Origin of the sequence: Lentzea sp. NPDC051213 (assembly GCF_044455585.1) — a bacterium.
In the GTDB taxonomy this organism is placed as follows: domain Bacteria; phylum Actinomycetota; class Actinomycetes; order Mycobacteriales; family Pseudonocardiaceae; genus Lentzea.
Genome location: NZ_JBITEX010000003.1, coordinates 209406 through 224866, shown reverse-complemented (window position 1 = coordinate 224866; position 15461 = coordinate 209406). Strand labels below are relative to the sequence as shown.

15 protein-coding genes are annotated in these 15461 nt (G+C 69.2%); 11 read left to right on the top strand and 4 right to left on the bottom strand.

The window, feature by feature from the left end; genetic code table 11:
• Positions 1–98: 98 nt before the first annotated feature.
• From ACIA8G_RS14560 to mnmA, 7 genes are all read left to right on the top strand, one after another.
• Complete coding sequence (locus tag ACIA8G_RS14560) at positions 99–881, top strand: electron transfer flavoprotein subunit beta/FixA family protein (RefSeq protein WP_396418921.1); 783 nt, start codon at positions 99–101, stop codon at positions 879–881.
• Between the two features lie 23 nt (positions 882–904).
• Positions 905–1858, top strand: coding sequence for an electron transfer flavoprotein subunit alpha/FixB family protein (locus ACIA8G_RS14555; RefSeq protein WP_396418920.1), 954 nt, complete (start codon positions 905–907; stop codon positions 1856–1858).
• A 414-nt stretch (positions 1859–2272) separates the two neighbouring features.
• Positions 2273–3046 carry a GNAT family N-acetyltransferase gene (locus ACIA8G_RS14550; protein WP_396418919.1) on the top strand — a complete coding sequence of 258 codons (774 nt, stop codon included), beginning with the start codon at positions 2273–2275 and terminating at the stop codon, positions 3044–3046.
• On the top strand, positions 3043–3915 hold the full coding sequence (locus ACIA8G_RS14545) for a lysophospholipid acyltransferase family protein (RefSeq protein WP_396418918.1): 873 nt from the start codon (positions 3043–3045) through the stop codon (positions 3913–3915). The genes ACIA8G_RS14550 and ACIA8G_RS14545 overlap by 4 nt, the downstream gene beginning before the upstream one ends.
• Positions 3872–5215: an MFS transporter gene (locus ACIA8G_RS14540; RefSeq protein ID WP_396418917.1), complete on the top strand. Its 1344-nt coding sequence runs from the start codon at positions 3872–3874 to the stop codon at positions 5213–5215. The genes ACIA8G_RS14545 and ACIA8G_RS14540 overlap by 44 nt, the downstream gene beginning before the upstream one ends.
• Positions 5215–6384, top strand: coding sequence for a cysteine desulfurase family protein (locus tag ACIA8G_RS14535; protein ID WP_396418916.1), 1170 nt, complete (start codon positions 5215–5217; stop codon positions 6382–6384). Before ACIA8G_RS14540 ends, ACIA8G_RS14535 begins: the two co-directional genes overlap by 1 nt.
• Positions 6381–7463, top strand: a complete 1083-nt coding sequence (mnmA, locus tag ACIA8G_RS14530) for a tRNA 2-thiouridine(34) synthase MnmA (RefSeq protein WP_396418915.1) — start codon at positions 6381–6383, stop codon at positions 7461–7463. Before ACIA8G_RS14535 ends, mnmA begins: the two co-directional genes overlap by 4 nt.
• A gap of 1 nt (position 7464) precedes the next feature.
• On the opposite strand, the gene ACIA8G_RS14525 is transcribed toward mnmA, so the two are convergent.
• Together ACIA8G_RS14525 and ACIA8G_RS14520 are read right to left on the bottom strand one after the other, a co-directional pair.
• Entirely contained in the window at positions 7465–8328 is an 864-nt protein-coding gene (locus ACIA8G_RS14525; protein WP_396418914.1) for a serine/threonine dehydratase, read from the bottom strand.
• The gene (locus tag ACIA8G_RS14520) at positions 8325–8828 is read right to left on the bottom strand and encodes a DUF6584 family protein (RefSeq protein WP_396418913.1); all 504 of its coding nucleotides are present in this window, start codon (positions 8826–8828) and stop codon (positions 8325–8327) included. The genes ACIA8G_RS14525 and ACIA8G_RS14520 overlap by 4 nt, the downstream gene beginning before the upstream one ends.
• Positions 8829–8864: 36 nt before the next feature.
• Between ACIA8G_RS14520 and ACIA8G_RS14515 the strand changes: the two genes are divergently transcribed.
• Together ACIA8G_RS14515 and ACIA8G_RS14510 are read left to right on the top strand one after the other, a co-directional pair.
• Complete coding sequence (locus tag ACIA8G_RS14515) at positions 8865–10007, top strand: hypothetical protein (protein WP_396418912.1); 1143 nt, start codon at positions 8865–8867, stop codon at positions 10005–10007.
• A gap of 38 nt (positions 10008–10045) precedes the next feature.
• A complete protein-coding gene (locus tag ACIA8G_RS14510; protein WP_396418911.1) occupies positions 10046–10444 on the top strand; it encodes a hypothetical protein in 399 nt (132 codons plus the stop codon).
• Here the strand turns inward: ACIA8G_RS14510 and paaI are convergent.
• Both paaI and ACIA8G_RS14500 read right to left on the bottom strand, forming a co-directional pair.
• The gene (paaI, locus tag ACIA8G_RS14505; RefSeq protein WP_396418910.1) at positions 10383–10769 is read right to left on the bottom strand and encodes a hydroxyphenylacetyl-CoA thioesterase PaaI; all 387 of its coding nucleotides are present in this window, start codon (positions 10767–10769) and stop codon (positions 10383–10385) included. The two genes, ACIA8G_RS14510 and paaI, sit on opposite strands and share 62 nt — an antisense overlap.
• A 236-nt stretch (positions 10770–11005) precedes the next feature.
• Complete coding sequence (locus tag ACIA8G_RS14500; RefSeq protein ID WP_396418909.1) at positions 11006–12322, bottom strand: cellulose binding domain-containing protein; 1317 nt, start codon at positions 12320–12322, stop codon at positions 11006–11008.
• A gap of 138 nt (positions 12323–12460) precedes the next feature.
• Between ACIA8G_RS14500 and ACIA8G_RS14495 the strand changes: the two genes are divergently transcribed.
• Positions 12461–13510, top strand: a complete 1050-nt coding sequence (locus tag ACIA8G_RS14495) for a methionine synthase (RefSeq protein WP_396418908.1) — start codon at positions 12461–12463, stop codon at positions 13508–13510.
• A 91-nt stretch (positions 13511–13601) separates the two neighbouring features.
• Positions 13602–15455 carry a glycoside hydrolase family 9 protein gene (locus ACIA8G_RS14490; RefSeq protein WP_396418907.1) on the top strand — a complete coding sequence of 618 codons (1854 nt, stop codon included), beginning with the start codon at positions 13602–13604 and terminating at the stop codon, positions 15453–15455.
• The last annotated feature ends 6 nt before the right edge of the window (positions 15456–15461 follow it).

Sequence of the window (15461 nt, the reverse complement as noted above, 5' to 3'; positions counted from 1 at the left end):
CATCCGGGTGATGGCAGGGTCGTGAACACCCGGCGGCGCAGCTCTGTAGTCCTCCGCGTCAGCGTCGCCGCCCGTCCGCAGGAGGTCGAAGAGGACCTATGAACATTGTTGTCCTGGTCAAGCAGGTGCCTGACACCTGGTCCGAGCGCAAGCTCACCGACGCCGACCACACCCTTGACCGCGAATCCGCGGATGCCGTGCTCGACGAGATCAACGAGCGCGCCGTCGAAGAGGCCCTGCTGTTGCAGGAGGCCCACGGCGGTGAGGTGACCGTGATCGCGATGGGTCCCGGCCGCGCCACCGACGCGATCCGCAAGGCTCTGTCCATGGGCGCCGACAAGGCGATCCACGTCAGCGACGAGTCGCTGCACGGTTCGGACGTGCTGGCCACGGCGAAGGTCCTCGCGAAGGCGATCGGCACGGTCGAGAACGTCGACCTGGTCATCGCCGGCAACGAGGCGACCGACGGCCGCGCGGGCGCTGTCCCGGCCATCGTCGCCGAGCTGCTCGGCCTGCCGCAGGTCACCCAGCTGCGCAAGGTCACCGTCGAGGGCACGACGATCAAGGGCGAGCGCGAGACCGACGAGGGCGTTGCGTTCCTCGAGGCGACGCTGCCCGCCGTGGTCTCCGTGACCGAGAAGATCAACGAGCCGCGTTACCCGTCCTTCAAGGGCATCATGGCCGCGAAGAAGAAGCCGGTCTCCACGCTCTCCGTGGCGGACCTGGGCATCGACGCGTCCGAGGTCGGCCTGTCCGGTGCGTGGACCCAGGTGCTGGAGGCTTCCCCGAAGCCGCCGCGCAGCGCCGGTCAGCGCGTCGAGGACGGTGGCGACGGCGGCGCGAAGATCGCCGAGTTCCTCGTCGGCCAGAAGCTCATCTGAGAAGGATTGGGAGGGAAGAGAAAATGTCTGAAGTCCTGGTCCTGGTCGACCACGTCGACGGCGAGGTCAAGAAGGTCAGCTACGAGCTGCTCACGGCCGCGCGCCGGCTGGGCACCCCGGCCGCCGTGGTCGTCGGCGCACCCGGCACCGCGGCGAAGATCCGCGAGTCGCTGGGCCGCTTCGGCGCGGCGAAGGTCTACGCCGTCGAGTCCGACGACGCCGTGAACTTCCTCGTGACCCCGAAGGTCGACGCCCTGGCCGCCCTCGCCCCGAACGCGTCCGCGGTGCTCGTCTCCGCGACCGTCGAGGGCAAGGAGGTCGCCGGCCGGCTCGCCGTCCGCATCGGCGGCGGTCTGCTGGTCGACGTCGTGGACATCGAGGAGGACGGCACCGGCGTGCAGTCCATCTTCGGTGGCGCGTTCGTCGTCAAGGCGAAGGTCGGCACCGGCACCCCGGTCATCACCGTCCGCCCCGGCGGCGTTGAGTCCGAGGAGTCCGCCGCGGACGCCGTCCTGGACGAGTCGGTGGCCATCTCCGTGGACGCCGCCAAGTCCGCCCGCGTGACCTCGCGCGAGGCCATCGTCGGTGGCGACCGCCCGGAGCTCACCGAGGCCTCGGTCGTCGTGTCCGGTGGCCGCGGCGTCGGCTCGGCCGAGAAGTTCTCCGTCGTCGAGGAGCTGGCCGACTCGCTCGGTGCCGCCGTCGGTGCCTCGCGCGCCGCGGTCGACTCCGGCTACTACCCGCACCAGTTCCAGGTGGGCCAGACCGGTAAGACGGTCTCGCCGCAGCTGTACGTGGCGCTGGGCATCTCCGGTGCCATCCAGCACCGCGCGGGTATGCAGACCTCGAAGACGATCGTCGCGGTCAACAAGGACGCCGAGGCGCCGATCTTCGAGATCGCCGACTTCGGTGTGGTGGGCGACCTGTTCAACGTCGCGCCGCAGCTGACCGACGAGGTCAAGAAGCGCAAGGGCTGAGCACAGCTCGATGGGTGGCCGTCCCGCTGGTGCGGGGCGGCCATTCGCCTGTTCTGGGGAGGCGCAAACGGTGAGCAACACTCGGACGCGCCGCTGTAAGGTCGGCCGCATGACCGACGAGCGCCACTGGCTCCAGTACCAGTGAAGGAAAGTCTCCCGGCTGCACGCACCGCCTGACGAGGCCACGGCGAGCGTGTGCGCCGGCACGATCCACCGCTACCTCAGGCGGTTCCACCCGCCAGAAGACCACTCCTACGAGCGCTGCTTCGCGCTCGTCTAGTGCTCGGACTGCCGCACCTACGCGAGCGGACACCTCTAGCGTTGCGTCCTGCACCAGCGGTTAACCCGACTGCCACTGAGGCGTCATCGGTTTGACCTGCTGTAATTCGCCAACCCGGCTTCACCCTGGTTCGCATGACGCAGCCGGAACTGCTTGTCAGCACCCCTGCCCAGCAGGACAAGGACGCCCCCCGCTACTCACTCCTCGTCGCCCGCGACAGCGCCGAGGTCGTCGCCGCCCAGAGACTGCGCTACGAGGTGTTCGCCGGTGAGATGGGGGCGACGCTGCACACCACCGTGCCCGGCCACGACGTCGACGAGTTCGACGAGCACTGCGACCACCTGGTGGTCAGGGACGACCGCACCGGGGAGATCGTGGGCGGCTACCGGATGCTGCCTCCTGAGCGGGCCAGGGACGCCGGCCGGCTCTACAGCGACACCGAGTTCGACCTGAGCAACCTCGACGACATCCGGCACACCACCGTCGAGACCGGACGGTCGTGCGTGCACCCCGACCACCGCAACGGCGCCGTCGTCAGCCTCGTGTGGGCGGGCATCGCGCGCTACATGCTGCTGAGCGGTCACAAGTGGCTCGTCGGGTGCGCGTCCATCCCGCTGCAGGACGGCGGCAGCTTCGCGGCCGGGGTGTGGGACACGGTGCACGCCAAGCACTACGCGCCCGAGCAGTTCCGCGTCACGCCGCACCACCCGTGGGACGTCGACCGGATCGAGCGGCCGGCCAAGACCGTGCTGCCGCCGCTGCTGAAGGGCTACCTGCGGCTCGGCGCCCAGATCTGCGGACGGCCCGCGCTCGACGCGGACTTCGGGGTCGCCGACCTCTTCATCCTGCTCGGCATGGACCACGTGGATCAGCGCTACCTGAAGTTCTTCCTCGGGGAGACGGCATGAGTCACGCCTGGATGCCCTCGTCGCCGTGTGGTGACGGGTGCGTCAGCGGCTCGCACACGCAGGTCGGCAGGCTCCGGCAGACGTGGCGGGCGGTCACCGCAGTGGCGGCGATTCTGTGCGGTGCCGCGATCGCGCTGGCGCTCCTCCTCCCGGGCAAGCAGCGGGAAAGCGCCATCCGCCTCTGGTTCCACGCCGTCCTCAGGGCGTTCGGGGTGAGGCTGCAGATCCACGGCGCCCGGAAGTTCCAGGCCACGAGCGGCCGCGGCGTGCTCGTCGTGAGCAACCACGTGTCGTGGCTGGACGAGCTCGCGATCGACTCGGTGCAGCCGATCAAGCTCGTGGCGAAGAAGGACATCAGGGACTGGCCGGTCCTCGGCCGGATCATCACCGCGGCCGGCACCGTCTACCTCGACCGGGAACGGCTGCGCGAGCTGCCGAAGACCGTCACCGAGCTCACCCAGACGCTGCGCAACGGCAGTGCGGTCGGCATCCACGCCGAGGGCACGACGTGGTGCGGGCTCGCGTCCGGGCACTACAAGCCGGCGCTGTTCCAGGCCGCGCTGGACGCCGGTGTGCCGGTGCGGCCGATCGTGCTGCGGTACCGGATCGGCGACCACCCGACCACGCAGCCCGCGTTCGTGGGCAGCGACACGTTGGTCGACTCGATCCGGCGGGTGCTCAGGACGAAGGGGCTGGTCGTCGAGGTGCACGTGCTCGACGAGATCGCCCCCGGACGGGCGGAGAACCGCCGCGAGCTGGCGAAACTCGCCGAAGAGCAGGCAAGTCGCTTGACCTCGACCGAACTGGAGCTTGCACCATCAACGGGTGACACTCACCGCGCCCGCACCATCACGCCTCTGGTCGCCTGACCGCCGCTGGCCCACGATCGGCATCCTCCTGCTGGTCACGCTGCTCGCCTTCGAGGCGATGGGCGTCGGCACGGCCATGCCCACCATGGTCCGCGAGCTGCGGGGTGAGGCGCTGTACGCGTGGCCGTTCCTCGCGAACCTCGCGGCGAGCGTCATCGCGACGGTCTTCTCCGGACGGCTCTCCGACCGGCGCGGCCCGAAGCCCGCCGTGATCATCGGCGTGGTGCTGTTCCTCGCCGGGCTCGTGGTCGCCGGCGTCGCGGAGACCATGACGGTGCTGCTCGCCGGCCGGGTGCTGCAGGGCTTCGGCGCCGGGTTCCTGATCGTCGCGATCTACGTGCTGATCGCGCTCGCCTACCCCGAGGACACCCGGCCCGCCGTGTTCGGCGCGCTGTCCGCGGCCTGGGTGGTGCCGTCACTCGTCGGTCCCGCGGTCGCGGGCTGGGCGACCGAGCACCTGAGCTGGCGGCTGGTGTTCCTCGCGATCGTGCCGCTGGTGCTGTTCGGCATCGGACTGCTCGTGCCGGTGATGCGCAAGCTGCCGCCGCACGCCGTGACGCCGCCGCAGCGCAAGTACCTGCCCGCCGCCGCCCTGGCGGCCGGTGCCGGGGTGGCGGCGCTGAGCTGGGGGCTTCAGCACCGCACGTGGTGGCTGCTCGTGCTGTCGCTGGTGCTGCTGGCACCCGCGCTGCACATCCTGCTGCCGAAGGGCACGCTCATCGCCCGCCGCGGCCTCCCGGTCACGATCCTCGCGCGTGGCCTGCTCGCCGGCACGTTCTTCGCGGTCGAGGGCTTCATCCCGCTCACGCTGACCGTCGTGCACGGCTACTCGCCGCTGGAGGCGGGCATTCCGCTGACGTTGAGCGCGCTCGGCTGGGCGAGTGCGTCGATGTGGGCGTCGCGGCACCCGGAGATTCAGCGCTACACGCTCGTGCGCACCGGCTTCCTGTTCACCGGGGCCGGTATGGCGCTGGTGACGCTCGTCGCACCCTCGTGGGGTCCTGCCTGGCTGACGGCTGTCATCTGGGGCATCGCGGGCGCGGGCATGGGCATGGCGACGTCCAGCGTCGGCGTGCTGATGATGGCCGCGTCACCCGACCAGGACCGCGGTTTCAACTCGGCGGCGCTGCAGATCTGCGACATGCTGTTCTCGGCGACCATGATCGGACTCGGCGGCGTCATCGTGCTCGCGACCGCGCCGACCGCGGGCGTGGTGGTCCTGAACCTGTCGATGGCGGCGTTGGCGGTGGTGGGAGCGATTCTGACCGGGCCGCGCATGCGGGCTACCCTTGAGACCTGATGGCTTATCTCGACCACGCTGCCACGACCCCCATGCACCCCGAGGCGGTCGCGGCCATGACCGAGGCGTTGTCCACCACGGGCAACGCCTCGTCGCTGCACACCTCCGGCAGGCGGGCGCGGCGCGCGATCGAGGAGGCCCGCGAGACCATCGCCGACGCGCTGGGCGCCCGGCCGTCCGAGGTGCTGTTCACCGGCGGTGGCACGGAGAGCGACAACCTCGCGGTCAAGGGCATCTACTGGGCCCGCGGCAAGCGCCGGGTGCTGGCCTCCGCGGTGGAGCACCACGCGGTGCTCGACGCCGTCGAGTGGCTGGAGAAGCAGGGCGCCGAGGTCACCTGGCTGGAGACCGACGCGCACGGCCGGGTGTCCGCCGAGACCGTTGAGGCCGCCCTGGACGACGACGTGGCGCTGGTCACGGCGATGTGGGCGAACAACGAGGTCGGCACGCTCAACCCGGTGCACGACATCGCGCGCGTGTGCGCTGCCCGTGGCGTGCCGTTCCACACGGACGCCGTGCAGGCCGTGGGCGCGGTCCCGGTGAACTTCGCGTCGTCGGGCGCGTCGGCGTTGACCATGACCGGCCACAAGGTCGGCGGCCCGTACGGCGTGGGCGTGCTGCTGCTGGCGCGGGACGTGAAGTGCGCGCCGTTGCTGCACGGCGGTGGCCAGGAGCGGGACGTGCGGTCCGGCACGCTGGACGTGCCGTCGATCGTCGGGCTCGCGCGTGCCGTGCGGATCGCGGTGGACGAGCAGGAGCAGCGCGCGGCGGAACTGGTCGCGTTGCGCGAGGAGCTGATCTCGTCGGTGCGCGCGGTCGTGCCGGACGTGATCGTGAACGGCGACCCGGTGGACCGGCTGCCCGGCAACGCACACCTGACGTTCCCCGGCTGCGAGGGCGACAGCCTGCTGATGCTGCTGGACGCGAAGGGCATCGAGTGCTCGACGGGCTCCGCGTGCACGGCCGGCGTGGCGCAGCCGAGCCACGTGCTGCTCGCGATGGGCGTCGAACCGTCGCTGGCCCGCGGCTCGCTGAGGTTCTCGCTCGGGCATACGTCGACGCGCGCGGACGTTGAACAACTCGCGTCGGTGATCGGGCCGGTGGTGGAAAGGGCCCGCACGGCAGGGCTGGCAGGCATGAGGCGCAACCGGAAGGTGGTCAAGCAGTGAAGGTCCTCGCGGCGATGAGCGGCGGTGTCGACTCCGCGGTGGCGGCGGCACGAGCCGTCGAAGCGGGGCACGACGTGACGGGCGTGCACCTGGCGTTGTCGGCGAAGCCCGGCACCCTGCGCACGGGCGCTCGCGGCTGCTGCACCATCGAAGACGCCCACGACGCCCGCCGCGCGGCGGACCTGATGGGCATCCCGTTCTACGTCTGGGACTTCGCCGAGCGCTTCACCGAGGAGGTCGTCGAGGACTTCGTCGCGGAGTACGCGGCGGGCCGCACGCCGAACCCGTGCCTGCGCTGCAACGAGCGGATCAAGTTCGAGGCGTTGCTGGACAAGGCGATCGCCCTCGGCTTCGACGCCGTCTGCACCGGCCACTACGCGCGCCTCGCCCTCGTCGACGGCCGCCCGGAGCTGCGTCGTTCAGCCGATCTGGGCAAGGACCAGTCGTACGTCCTCGCGTCGCTGACCGCGGACCAGCTGTCGCACGCGATGTTCCCGTTGGGGGACACCACGAAGGACGACGTGCGCGTCGAGGCCGCCGCCCGCGGCCTGTCGGTCGCGAAGAAGCCGGACAGCCACGACATCTGCTTCATCCCGGACGGCGACACGCAGAAGTTCCTCGCCGGCCGCATGGACACCAAGCCCGGCCTGCTGATCGACGACGAGACCGGTGCGGTGCTCGGGCGCCATGCGGGTGTGCACGAGTTCACCGTGGGGCAGCGCAAGGGGCTCGGGATCGATGGTCCCGCTCCTGATGGGCGTCCCCGGTATGTGCTGGCGTTGGAGCCTGTTTCCGGCAACGTGCGTGTCGGGGCCGTGGAGAAGCTTGCGGTGAGCGGGATTTCGGCTTCTGATCCGGTTGCTCATGTGGTGCTGGACGGGCCTGTTGAGTGCGTTGCTCAGGTTCGTGCGCATGGTGGGACGGCTCCGGCGGTCGCCGAGCTGGTCGACGGTGTGTTGCAGGTGCAGTTGCGGGAGCCGTTGAAGGGTGTGGCTCCTGGGCAGGCCGTGGCGATCTATCGTGAGGATTCGGCCGGCGACATCGTGCTGGCCAGCGCGACGATCGACGCGACCAGTTGATCTAACGTGCCAACCACTCCGAGTTAGCTCCACAAAGGATCACGCACGGCAGTTCGCCCGGCACGTCTCCCTTGAGAACCGCGGCGAACGCCACGGCCCCAGCGGGCTCGACGGCCAGCCGGAACTCCTCCCACAACCGGTCGCGCGCCGCCAAAAGCTCCTCATCGGACACCAGAACCGACGAAACCTGGTGCTGCTGCAGGATTCCCAGCGCCAACGAGCCGGCGCGGGTCGCGCCCAGCGCGTCTGCCGCCACGGAGTTCACCACCGAGTCGACCGGTTCACCGGCCTGCAGGGCGTGGTGCATCGCGCAACAGTTCTCCGGCTCCACCGCGACGATGTGCCTCCCGCCGGAAGCCAACGCGGCACCGGCCACCAGCCCGCCGCCGCCGACCGCGACGACGATCGAGTCCACCTCGGGTGCGTCCTCGACGATCTCGCGGGTGACGGTCGACTGGCCCTCGATCACCGTCGGGTCGTTGTACGCCTCGATGTACGTCAGGCCGAGGTCGCGGGCTGCCGCGGCTGCCTCGGCGTAGGTGTTGCCGTGGCGGATCAGCTTGGCGCCCAACGCTTCGATGCGCCTGGTCTTGGTCTCGGGTGCGGTCACCGGCACGAACACGGTGGCGTGCGCGCCGAGCAGGTGGGCGGCCTGGGCCACGGCGATGCCGTGGTTGCCGCCGGACGCGGTGACGACTCCGGTGACGGCCTCCGGGACGTTCAGCGCCAGCAGTTTGTTCACCGCGCCGCGCAGTTTGAACGAGCCGGTGAGCTGGAGCTGCTCCAGCTTGAAGACGAGCTGCCGCCCGTCGACCGTCACGTGCATGACCGGGGTGCGGCGGACGTACTGCGAGAGCGTTCTCATGACACCAGCCTCCACAAGAACTGCGCGAGAGTCACGATGCCGAGCAGGAAGCAGACCAGGATGAACGTGCCGCCGACCATCACGATCAGGCAGGCGCCCCAGGACGTTTCCTCGTTCGGGGTCGCGTCCAGCTCGTGCTGCAGTGCGACCCGCGCCTCCAGGTAGAGCGACTCCAGCCGGATCCGTGCGGTCTCGGTGGGCGCCTCGTCCACCCGTCCCTGCCAGCTCAACGCCACGAGCCGGGCGTCGGCGTGGCGGTAGGCGCGTTCGAAGGCCAGCGTCTCCTCGGGGTCGCGTTCTTCGGACAGGTAGTTCCAGCGGCCGGCCTGGGCCGGCTGGCCCAGCACCCGGTAGACCTCGGCGAGCCGCTCGCGCAGATCCAGCCGGTGCGGGTAGGTGCCGACGAGCCCGGCGATGCGCTGACGTGCGCGAAGCACGTTCGCGAGATCGCCTCGGTTCATCTCGTCGGCCGCTTTGTGGAGCGTCAGCTCTACCGGCATGAAGATTAGTTTCGCAGGTAGGGCTAGCTTTGACCTGTGTTTGGCCTATCGCTGCTGGTCTCCGGCCTGGCCTGGTGGCTGGGGCTGTACCTGCTCGCGCGCGATCCGCGCAAGCCGCTGCTGTGGTGGGCGGGGGCGGGAATGCTCGGCTATTCGGCGGCGGTCGTCGTGCCACATCCGGTGCTGCTGGGCGTACCCGCGCTGGCCTGGACGGGTGCGATCCTGTTGATCGCCCGCCCCGAGTTGATCCGGTGGTGGGTCGTCGGGGTGGTGCCGTTCTTCGTCGCATCGTTCTGGGTGCCATGGCTCGTACTGCTCCCTTTGGCCGTGTCGACAGTCCTAGCCATAAGGAAACGCACCTACTTTTCACTCGTCGGAGTGATGTTCGGGCTTTCTGCTGCCGCCTTCCTCCTGCAACTTCTGCCAAACGCCGTGACGCTGCCGTCGATCGGCTTCGACCTCGTGGTGTTCGGGGTGCTGGTCGCGGTCACCGACGCGGTGGAGGAGGGCGAGGCGATCCGCGCGGACATGCTGCGGTCGTTCGTGATCGCGGGCTTCACGGCGGTGCTGTTCGGCTCGCAGGTGGTCCTGTTCGGCGGTCCGCAGCTGCTCGCCTACACGACGGTCGCGGCGGCCATCGCGGTTCAGGTGCTCGCGAACCCGCTCGCGTCCGTGGTCGACCGTCTTGCCGTGCCTGCTGTTGCGGCCGAACGCGCCGAGCTCCGTGAGGCCGCCGAGTCGTTGCCCAAGCGCCGGCCCCTGATCACCGAGGACGAAGCCGAGTTCGCTCGCCTCACCCGGAAGGCGTTGAGCCACTACGGCGATCTGGGGAAGCTCGTGGCGAGCCCGTTGATCGCGCTCACCGAGGAGGGCGCGCCGCTCGACCGCGCCGCCGCGTTGAAGAACATGTTGCTCATGAGCATTCAACGGCTCAAGCCCGCGGACGGTGATTTCGGGACGAGCGATGAATGGCGCTATTACAACGCGCTGTACTTCTACTACATCAAGGGAATCCGCCCGTACTCGGTCCGGACCAAGCGCGAGGACCTGGACGCCGAGGATCGCCGCGCGCTGCAGTGGTTCGTGACACAGGTGCCCGAGCGCACCCTCCACAACTGGCAGAACGCCGCCGCGCGCCTGGTCGCGACGGACCTGATGGCAGGAGTTGGCAGCGCTTGACGTGGTTCTGGCAGCGCTGGGCGGGTGATCGTCGGGCCATGTTGAAATTCGCCTTGAAACTCGACGGTGTCGCTTCGTTCACGATGGGCGTGCTCGCCCTGCTGATCCGCCCGGAAATCGGGCTCCCGGCCGCGTGGCTGATCGGTGTCGGCATTTTCTTCGTCGTCTACGGCGCAGGCGTGTTCACCCTGGGCACGCGGACCGCGCCGGACCGCCGAATGGTGCTGCTGATCATCATCGGCAACGCGGTGTGGGGTGTGGACAGCGTTCTCGCGGCCGAGCTGAAGTGGTTCCCGTTCACCGACGCCGGTGTGGCGCTGGTCCTCGCTCAGGCGCTGGCCGTGTTCGGCTTCGCGATCCTGCAGTCGATCGGCCTCAGGAGCGCAGGGTCCGCGATCGGCCGCGGAACTCGGCGACCGTCTCAGACCCTCGCCTGACCGTGATGTCGTAGATCCCGCTGCGGCCGAACCGGGTCCGTTCCACCGCCTCCGCCACCAGCTCGTCGCCTTCCTGCGCGGGCCGGATGAAGTCGATCTCAGCCGTGGCGGCGACGGTGACGGACCCGGCCCTGTTGCAGGCGCAGGCGAACGCGGTGTCCGCGAGGAGGAAGACGTAACCGCCGTGCGCGATGCCGTGGCCATTGATCATCAGCTCGGTGACCGTCATCCGCAGCAACGCGTAGCCGTCGCGCAGCTCGACCGGCGTGATGCCGAGCGCGGTCGACGCCTTGTCGGCGGCGAGCATCTCCGCAGGACCATTCATTCGTGCAATGTAATCACTCGCGCGGTGGTGTCACGCAGCGTTGAGAGCGTCTTACTGTCCGGATGCTTGATCGCTCAACATCGGAGGAGGTCAACATGGCTGGATGCTCTTGCTGCGGCTCGTGCACGGGTCCGGGCTGCGGGTGCTGCAGCAGCTGTTAAAGGTCTCGGACGAACGAGCAAAGGCCGGCGCGAGGACGGAAGATCCCGCGCCGGCCTTTGCCCGGCAGGGGCGACTCAGCCTGAGTACGCCTTGAACAGGTTGGTGAACTCCCAATTCGCCTGCGAGATTCCACTGCACGTGGGCGAAACTCCGCCGCCGGGGCAGCTGCCGTTGTCGCGGCCGGCCGACCAGAACGCGACCCGCCCGACGTGGTTGGCCTTCGCGTAATCGAGCACCTTCCGCGCGTCGGCCTGCGTCGTCGTCATTCCGGTGTCGTTGCGTCCGATCATCGGCGTGAGACCGAGCAACGCCTTGAGTTGCGCGTCGGTCTTCGACGGCCAGATAGAGCGCATCTGGCCGAGGGTCGCGTTCGAGGCGGCCACCATTGCGTCGCCCCAGTTGCCCGTGTAACCGAAGTTCATCAGCATCGGGTTCACCAGCACGGTGACGCCCTTCGCGGCCGCGTCCTGCAGCACTGACACGGAGTACGGGTCCATGCCGTAGTCCTGGCCCTGGATGCGCATCGTGTAGCTGATGGTGGTGCCACGGGTGTCCTGCAGCCGCTTGAGTGCCGTGTTCACGATCGCGTGCGGGATCGTCGCCTCCACGTCCACGTCGAGGCTGTTCGACCCCACCGCGTTCAGCACGGCCACGTAGGCGTTGTAGAGGGAGTCCGCGGTCGAGCAGACGTGCTCCAGGTACGGGCCCATCGCGCCGCCGGTCGCGACGATCACGCTGCCGCCGCGCGCCTTCAGGGCGTTGACGTCGTTGACGATCCGGCTGTCGTTCAGCGGGACCGTGCCGCCCCACGCGGGAGAGCAGCCCGCTGATGAACCCAGCGCGAACGCGAGCGTGAAGACCTTCTGGCCGGTCGCGTTGGCCACGTCGATCAGCGACGGCGAGGGCATCGTGATGTCGACGTACGGCGCGACGCGGGCACTGCCCGGAATCGGCGGCACATCGGAAGTCGTTGTGGTGGTGGGAGTCGTGGTCGTCGTCGTGGGCGTGCCACCGCCGCACGGAACGCCGTTGAGCTTGCAGTTCGTGGGTACCGCGGAGCCGCTCACCAGGAAGCCGAAACTCGCGGACGACCCGGCCGGAACCGAGCCGTTGTAGTCGCGGTTGGTGAACGTGTGGTGGTTGCCGCTGCTCGTCGCGGTCGCGTCCCAGTAAGAGCCGAGGGAGGCGCCGGTGAGGTCGAACTCGAGCTTCCAGCCGTTCAGCGCGGTGGTGCCAGCGGTGATCGTGTACTTGCCCTGGTAGCCGGAGCTCCAGGTGGAGTCCTGGCTGAAGACGGCGGATTCGCCGGCGGCCGAGGCAGGGGCGATCGCGACGAGTCCGGCCACCAGCGCGGTGGCGGCCCCGGCGGCGAGAAGGGCGAAGCGGGCCATCGGGCGGGTCCTTCCGGCAGGGGAGGAAGGGGCGGTGTGGGAACGCGGGGCGCGACGCGTTCCCCCACCACGTACAGGGAGGTGCTCACACGCTCAGCACCTGCTCAATCACGGTAAGTGGCCTAGACCACAGCGTCAATGGGTCTAGACCTCTTCTGTCCGGCGGACAGTGGAACAATTCGATGGGTGCGTGGAGCCACTGGAATCGGATCGCTGCCCGGAACCGACATCGACGAGGCGGCGCGCGTCGTCGTCGGAGAGCTGCCTGAGCTGCCGCACGTGCCGGAGCTGCCTGGCCGGGGAGTCGGCGCGGACATGATCGGCCGCACCGCCGGCCTGCTCGTCGACCTCGCGATCGAGGTCATCACGTCCGGCTACCGGGTGACCGCTCGCGCCGGCCGCGACCACCGCCGGGCCGTCGACCTGCTCAGGGGCGACCTGGACGCGTTCGACGAGGCGCTGGAACGCGCCGGCGCGCAGCCGGAGGTCGTGAAGGTGCAGTCCGCCGGACCGTGGACGCTGATGTCGAACATCGAGCTGATGCGCGGCCATCGGGTGCTCACGGACTCCGGTGCTGTGAAGGAGTTCTCCGAGTCGCTCGCCGAGGGCCTCAAGCAGCACGCCACCGAAGTCGCGCGGCGGACCGGGGCGAAGGTCGTCGTGCAGCTGGACGAACCCGGTCTGCCCGCCGTGCTGCGGGGCCTGTTGCCGACGCCGTCGAAGCTCGGAACCGTGCCCGCGGTGGGCGAGCAGGAAGCCCGCGCGGTGCTCGCCACGGTGATCGATGCCTTGAACGACCATGAGGTGATCGTTCATTGCTGTGCCCCGCAGCCGCCCCTGACGCTGCTGCGGGAAGCGGGTGCGTCGGCGATCGCGTTCGACGCCACGCTGATCAAGGGGTCGGAGTCGCTCGACGAGATCGGCGAGACGTGGGAGGCGGGCACGACCCTGGTGCTGGGCCTGGTGCCGAGCACTGATCCGGGCACGCCGGTGACGTTGAAGGAGGTCGGGCAGCGGGCCTTCACCCTGGCGGACCGCCTCGGCTTCCCGCGGTCGATCCTGGCGGAGAAGGCGTTGCCGACGCCGACCTGCGGTCTCGCGGGTGCGACGTCGAGCTGGGTGAAGCGCTCGCTGTCGCTGACCCGTGATCTCTCCTCGGCCTTTTTGGAACCGCCTGAGGGCTGGTGATGTCCGGTTTGTGCGGCTAGTCTGCTGCGAACTATTAGGAAACTTTCTTAACCGTAGGCCACCGCCGGGCCTGGACCGGGAGTTCCCCCTCATGCGCATCAGACGCGCGGCTCTAGTTGCCGCAGTGCTCACCGGTGTGGTCGTGGCGCCTGCTCAGGCGGCTCCCACCGGACACATCAGACTGGACCAGATCGGTTTCGGCACCACCGAGGCGAAGCACGCCTACGTGCTCGGTGGTGCCGCGAACGCCACGTTCACCGTTGTCGACAGCAGGGGCAAGACCGTGCTGACCGGCAAGACGGGCGCCTCCACGGGCTCGTGGAGCACCAAGTTCCCCTCGGTGCACCCGATCGACTTCTCTCGTGTCAAGGCGCCGGGCACGTACCGGATCAAGGTCGGCTCGACGACCTCGACGGCGTTCAAGATCGACTCGCTGAACAAGCTGTTCGCGCCGGTCGCGCACAACACCGTCGAGTTCTTCCAGGCGCAGCGCGACGGCGCCGACGTGATCCCCGGCCGGTTGAACCGCAAGCCGGCGCACCTCACCGACCGCGAGACCCTGGTCTACGAGGAGCCGGTGTTCAAGGGAGAGGGCGGCGACCAGATCGCGGCGCCGCTGAAGCCCACCGGCGCGAAGGTCGACCTCGAGGGCGGCTGGTTCGACGCGGGTGACTTCGTGAAGTTCACCCACGCCTCGTCCTACTCGACCGCCTCGATGCTGCTGGCGTTGCGCAACAAGCACAACGACGCGCTGTACGACGAGGCCAAGTTCGGCCTCGAGTGGCTCGACAAGGCGTGGGACGAGAAGTCCGGCACGCTCTACGCGCAGGTCGGCATCGGTACCGGCTCCGAGGAGTTCGGCTTCGTCGGCGACCACGACGTGTGGCGCCTGCCCGAGGCCGACGACAAGCTGAACGTGAAGCCGGGCGACAGCGAGTACTACATCAAGCACCGCCCCGCGTTCCGCGCGAACGTCGCCGGCGACAAGATCAGCCCGAACCTGGTCGGCCGCGTGGCCGGGTCGTTCGCGCTGGCCGCGCAGATCGAGGCTCGTCGGAACCCGCGGCTGGCGTGCGAGTACCTGGACAAGGCCGCGAAGCTGTTCGCGCTGGCCAAGACCTCGGATGTCGGCGAGCTCGTGACGGCGTTCCCGCACGCCTACTACCCGGAGTCGTCGTGGACCGACGATCTGGAGTTCGGTGCCACCCAGCTCGCGCTGGCCGCGAAGGCGTTGAACGACAAGCGTTACAACCAGTTCGCGCGTGCCGCCACGCACTGGGCCAAGGAGTTCCTGGCGACGGCCGACCCCGACACGCTGAACGTCTACAACATCTCCGCGCTCGGCCACGCCGACCTCGCGAAGCTGCTGAGGGCGGGCGTGCCCGGTGCCGAGGTGACCGAGGCGCAGGTCGTCGGTGACCTCCAGCGCCAGCTGCAGCAGGGCGCGGACGCGTCGAAGAACTCGCCGTTCCGCACGGCCGCCAACGTCGAGACCTGGGACGTCGGCTCGCGCACGTTCGGCTTCATCACGACGGCCGCGCTGTACAAGAAGGTGACCGGCTCTGCGCAGTACGAGACGTTCGGCACCCAGCAGCGCGGCTTCGCCCTCGGCACGAACGCCTGGGGCACCTCGCTGATCGTCGGTGTCGGCGCGAAGTTCCCGGAGTGCCCGCACCACCAGGCCGCGAACCTCTCCGGTTCGCCGAACGGTGGCGCGAAGGTGCTGGTCGGCGCCGTGATCAACGGCCCGAACGACGCCACGCTGTTCGGTGACCTCGGTGAGATGCCGCCGGGTTCGGTGGACTGCACCAAGCCGTACACGCTCGAGTTCAACTCCGAGAAGTCCGTGTTCGCGGACGACCTGCGGTCGTGGCCGAGCTCCGAGCCCGCCATCGACTTCACGGCGACGGGTGTGCTCGGCTTCTCGCTGATCGCCAACGGCTGAGGTTTC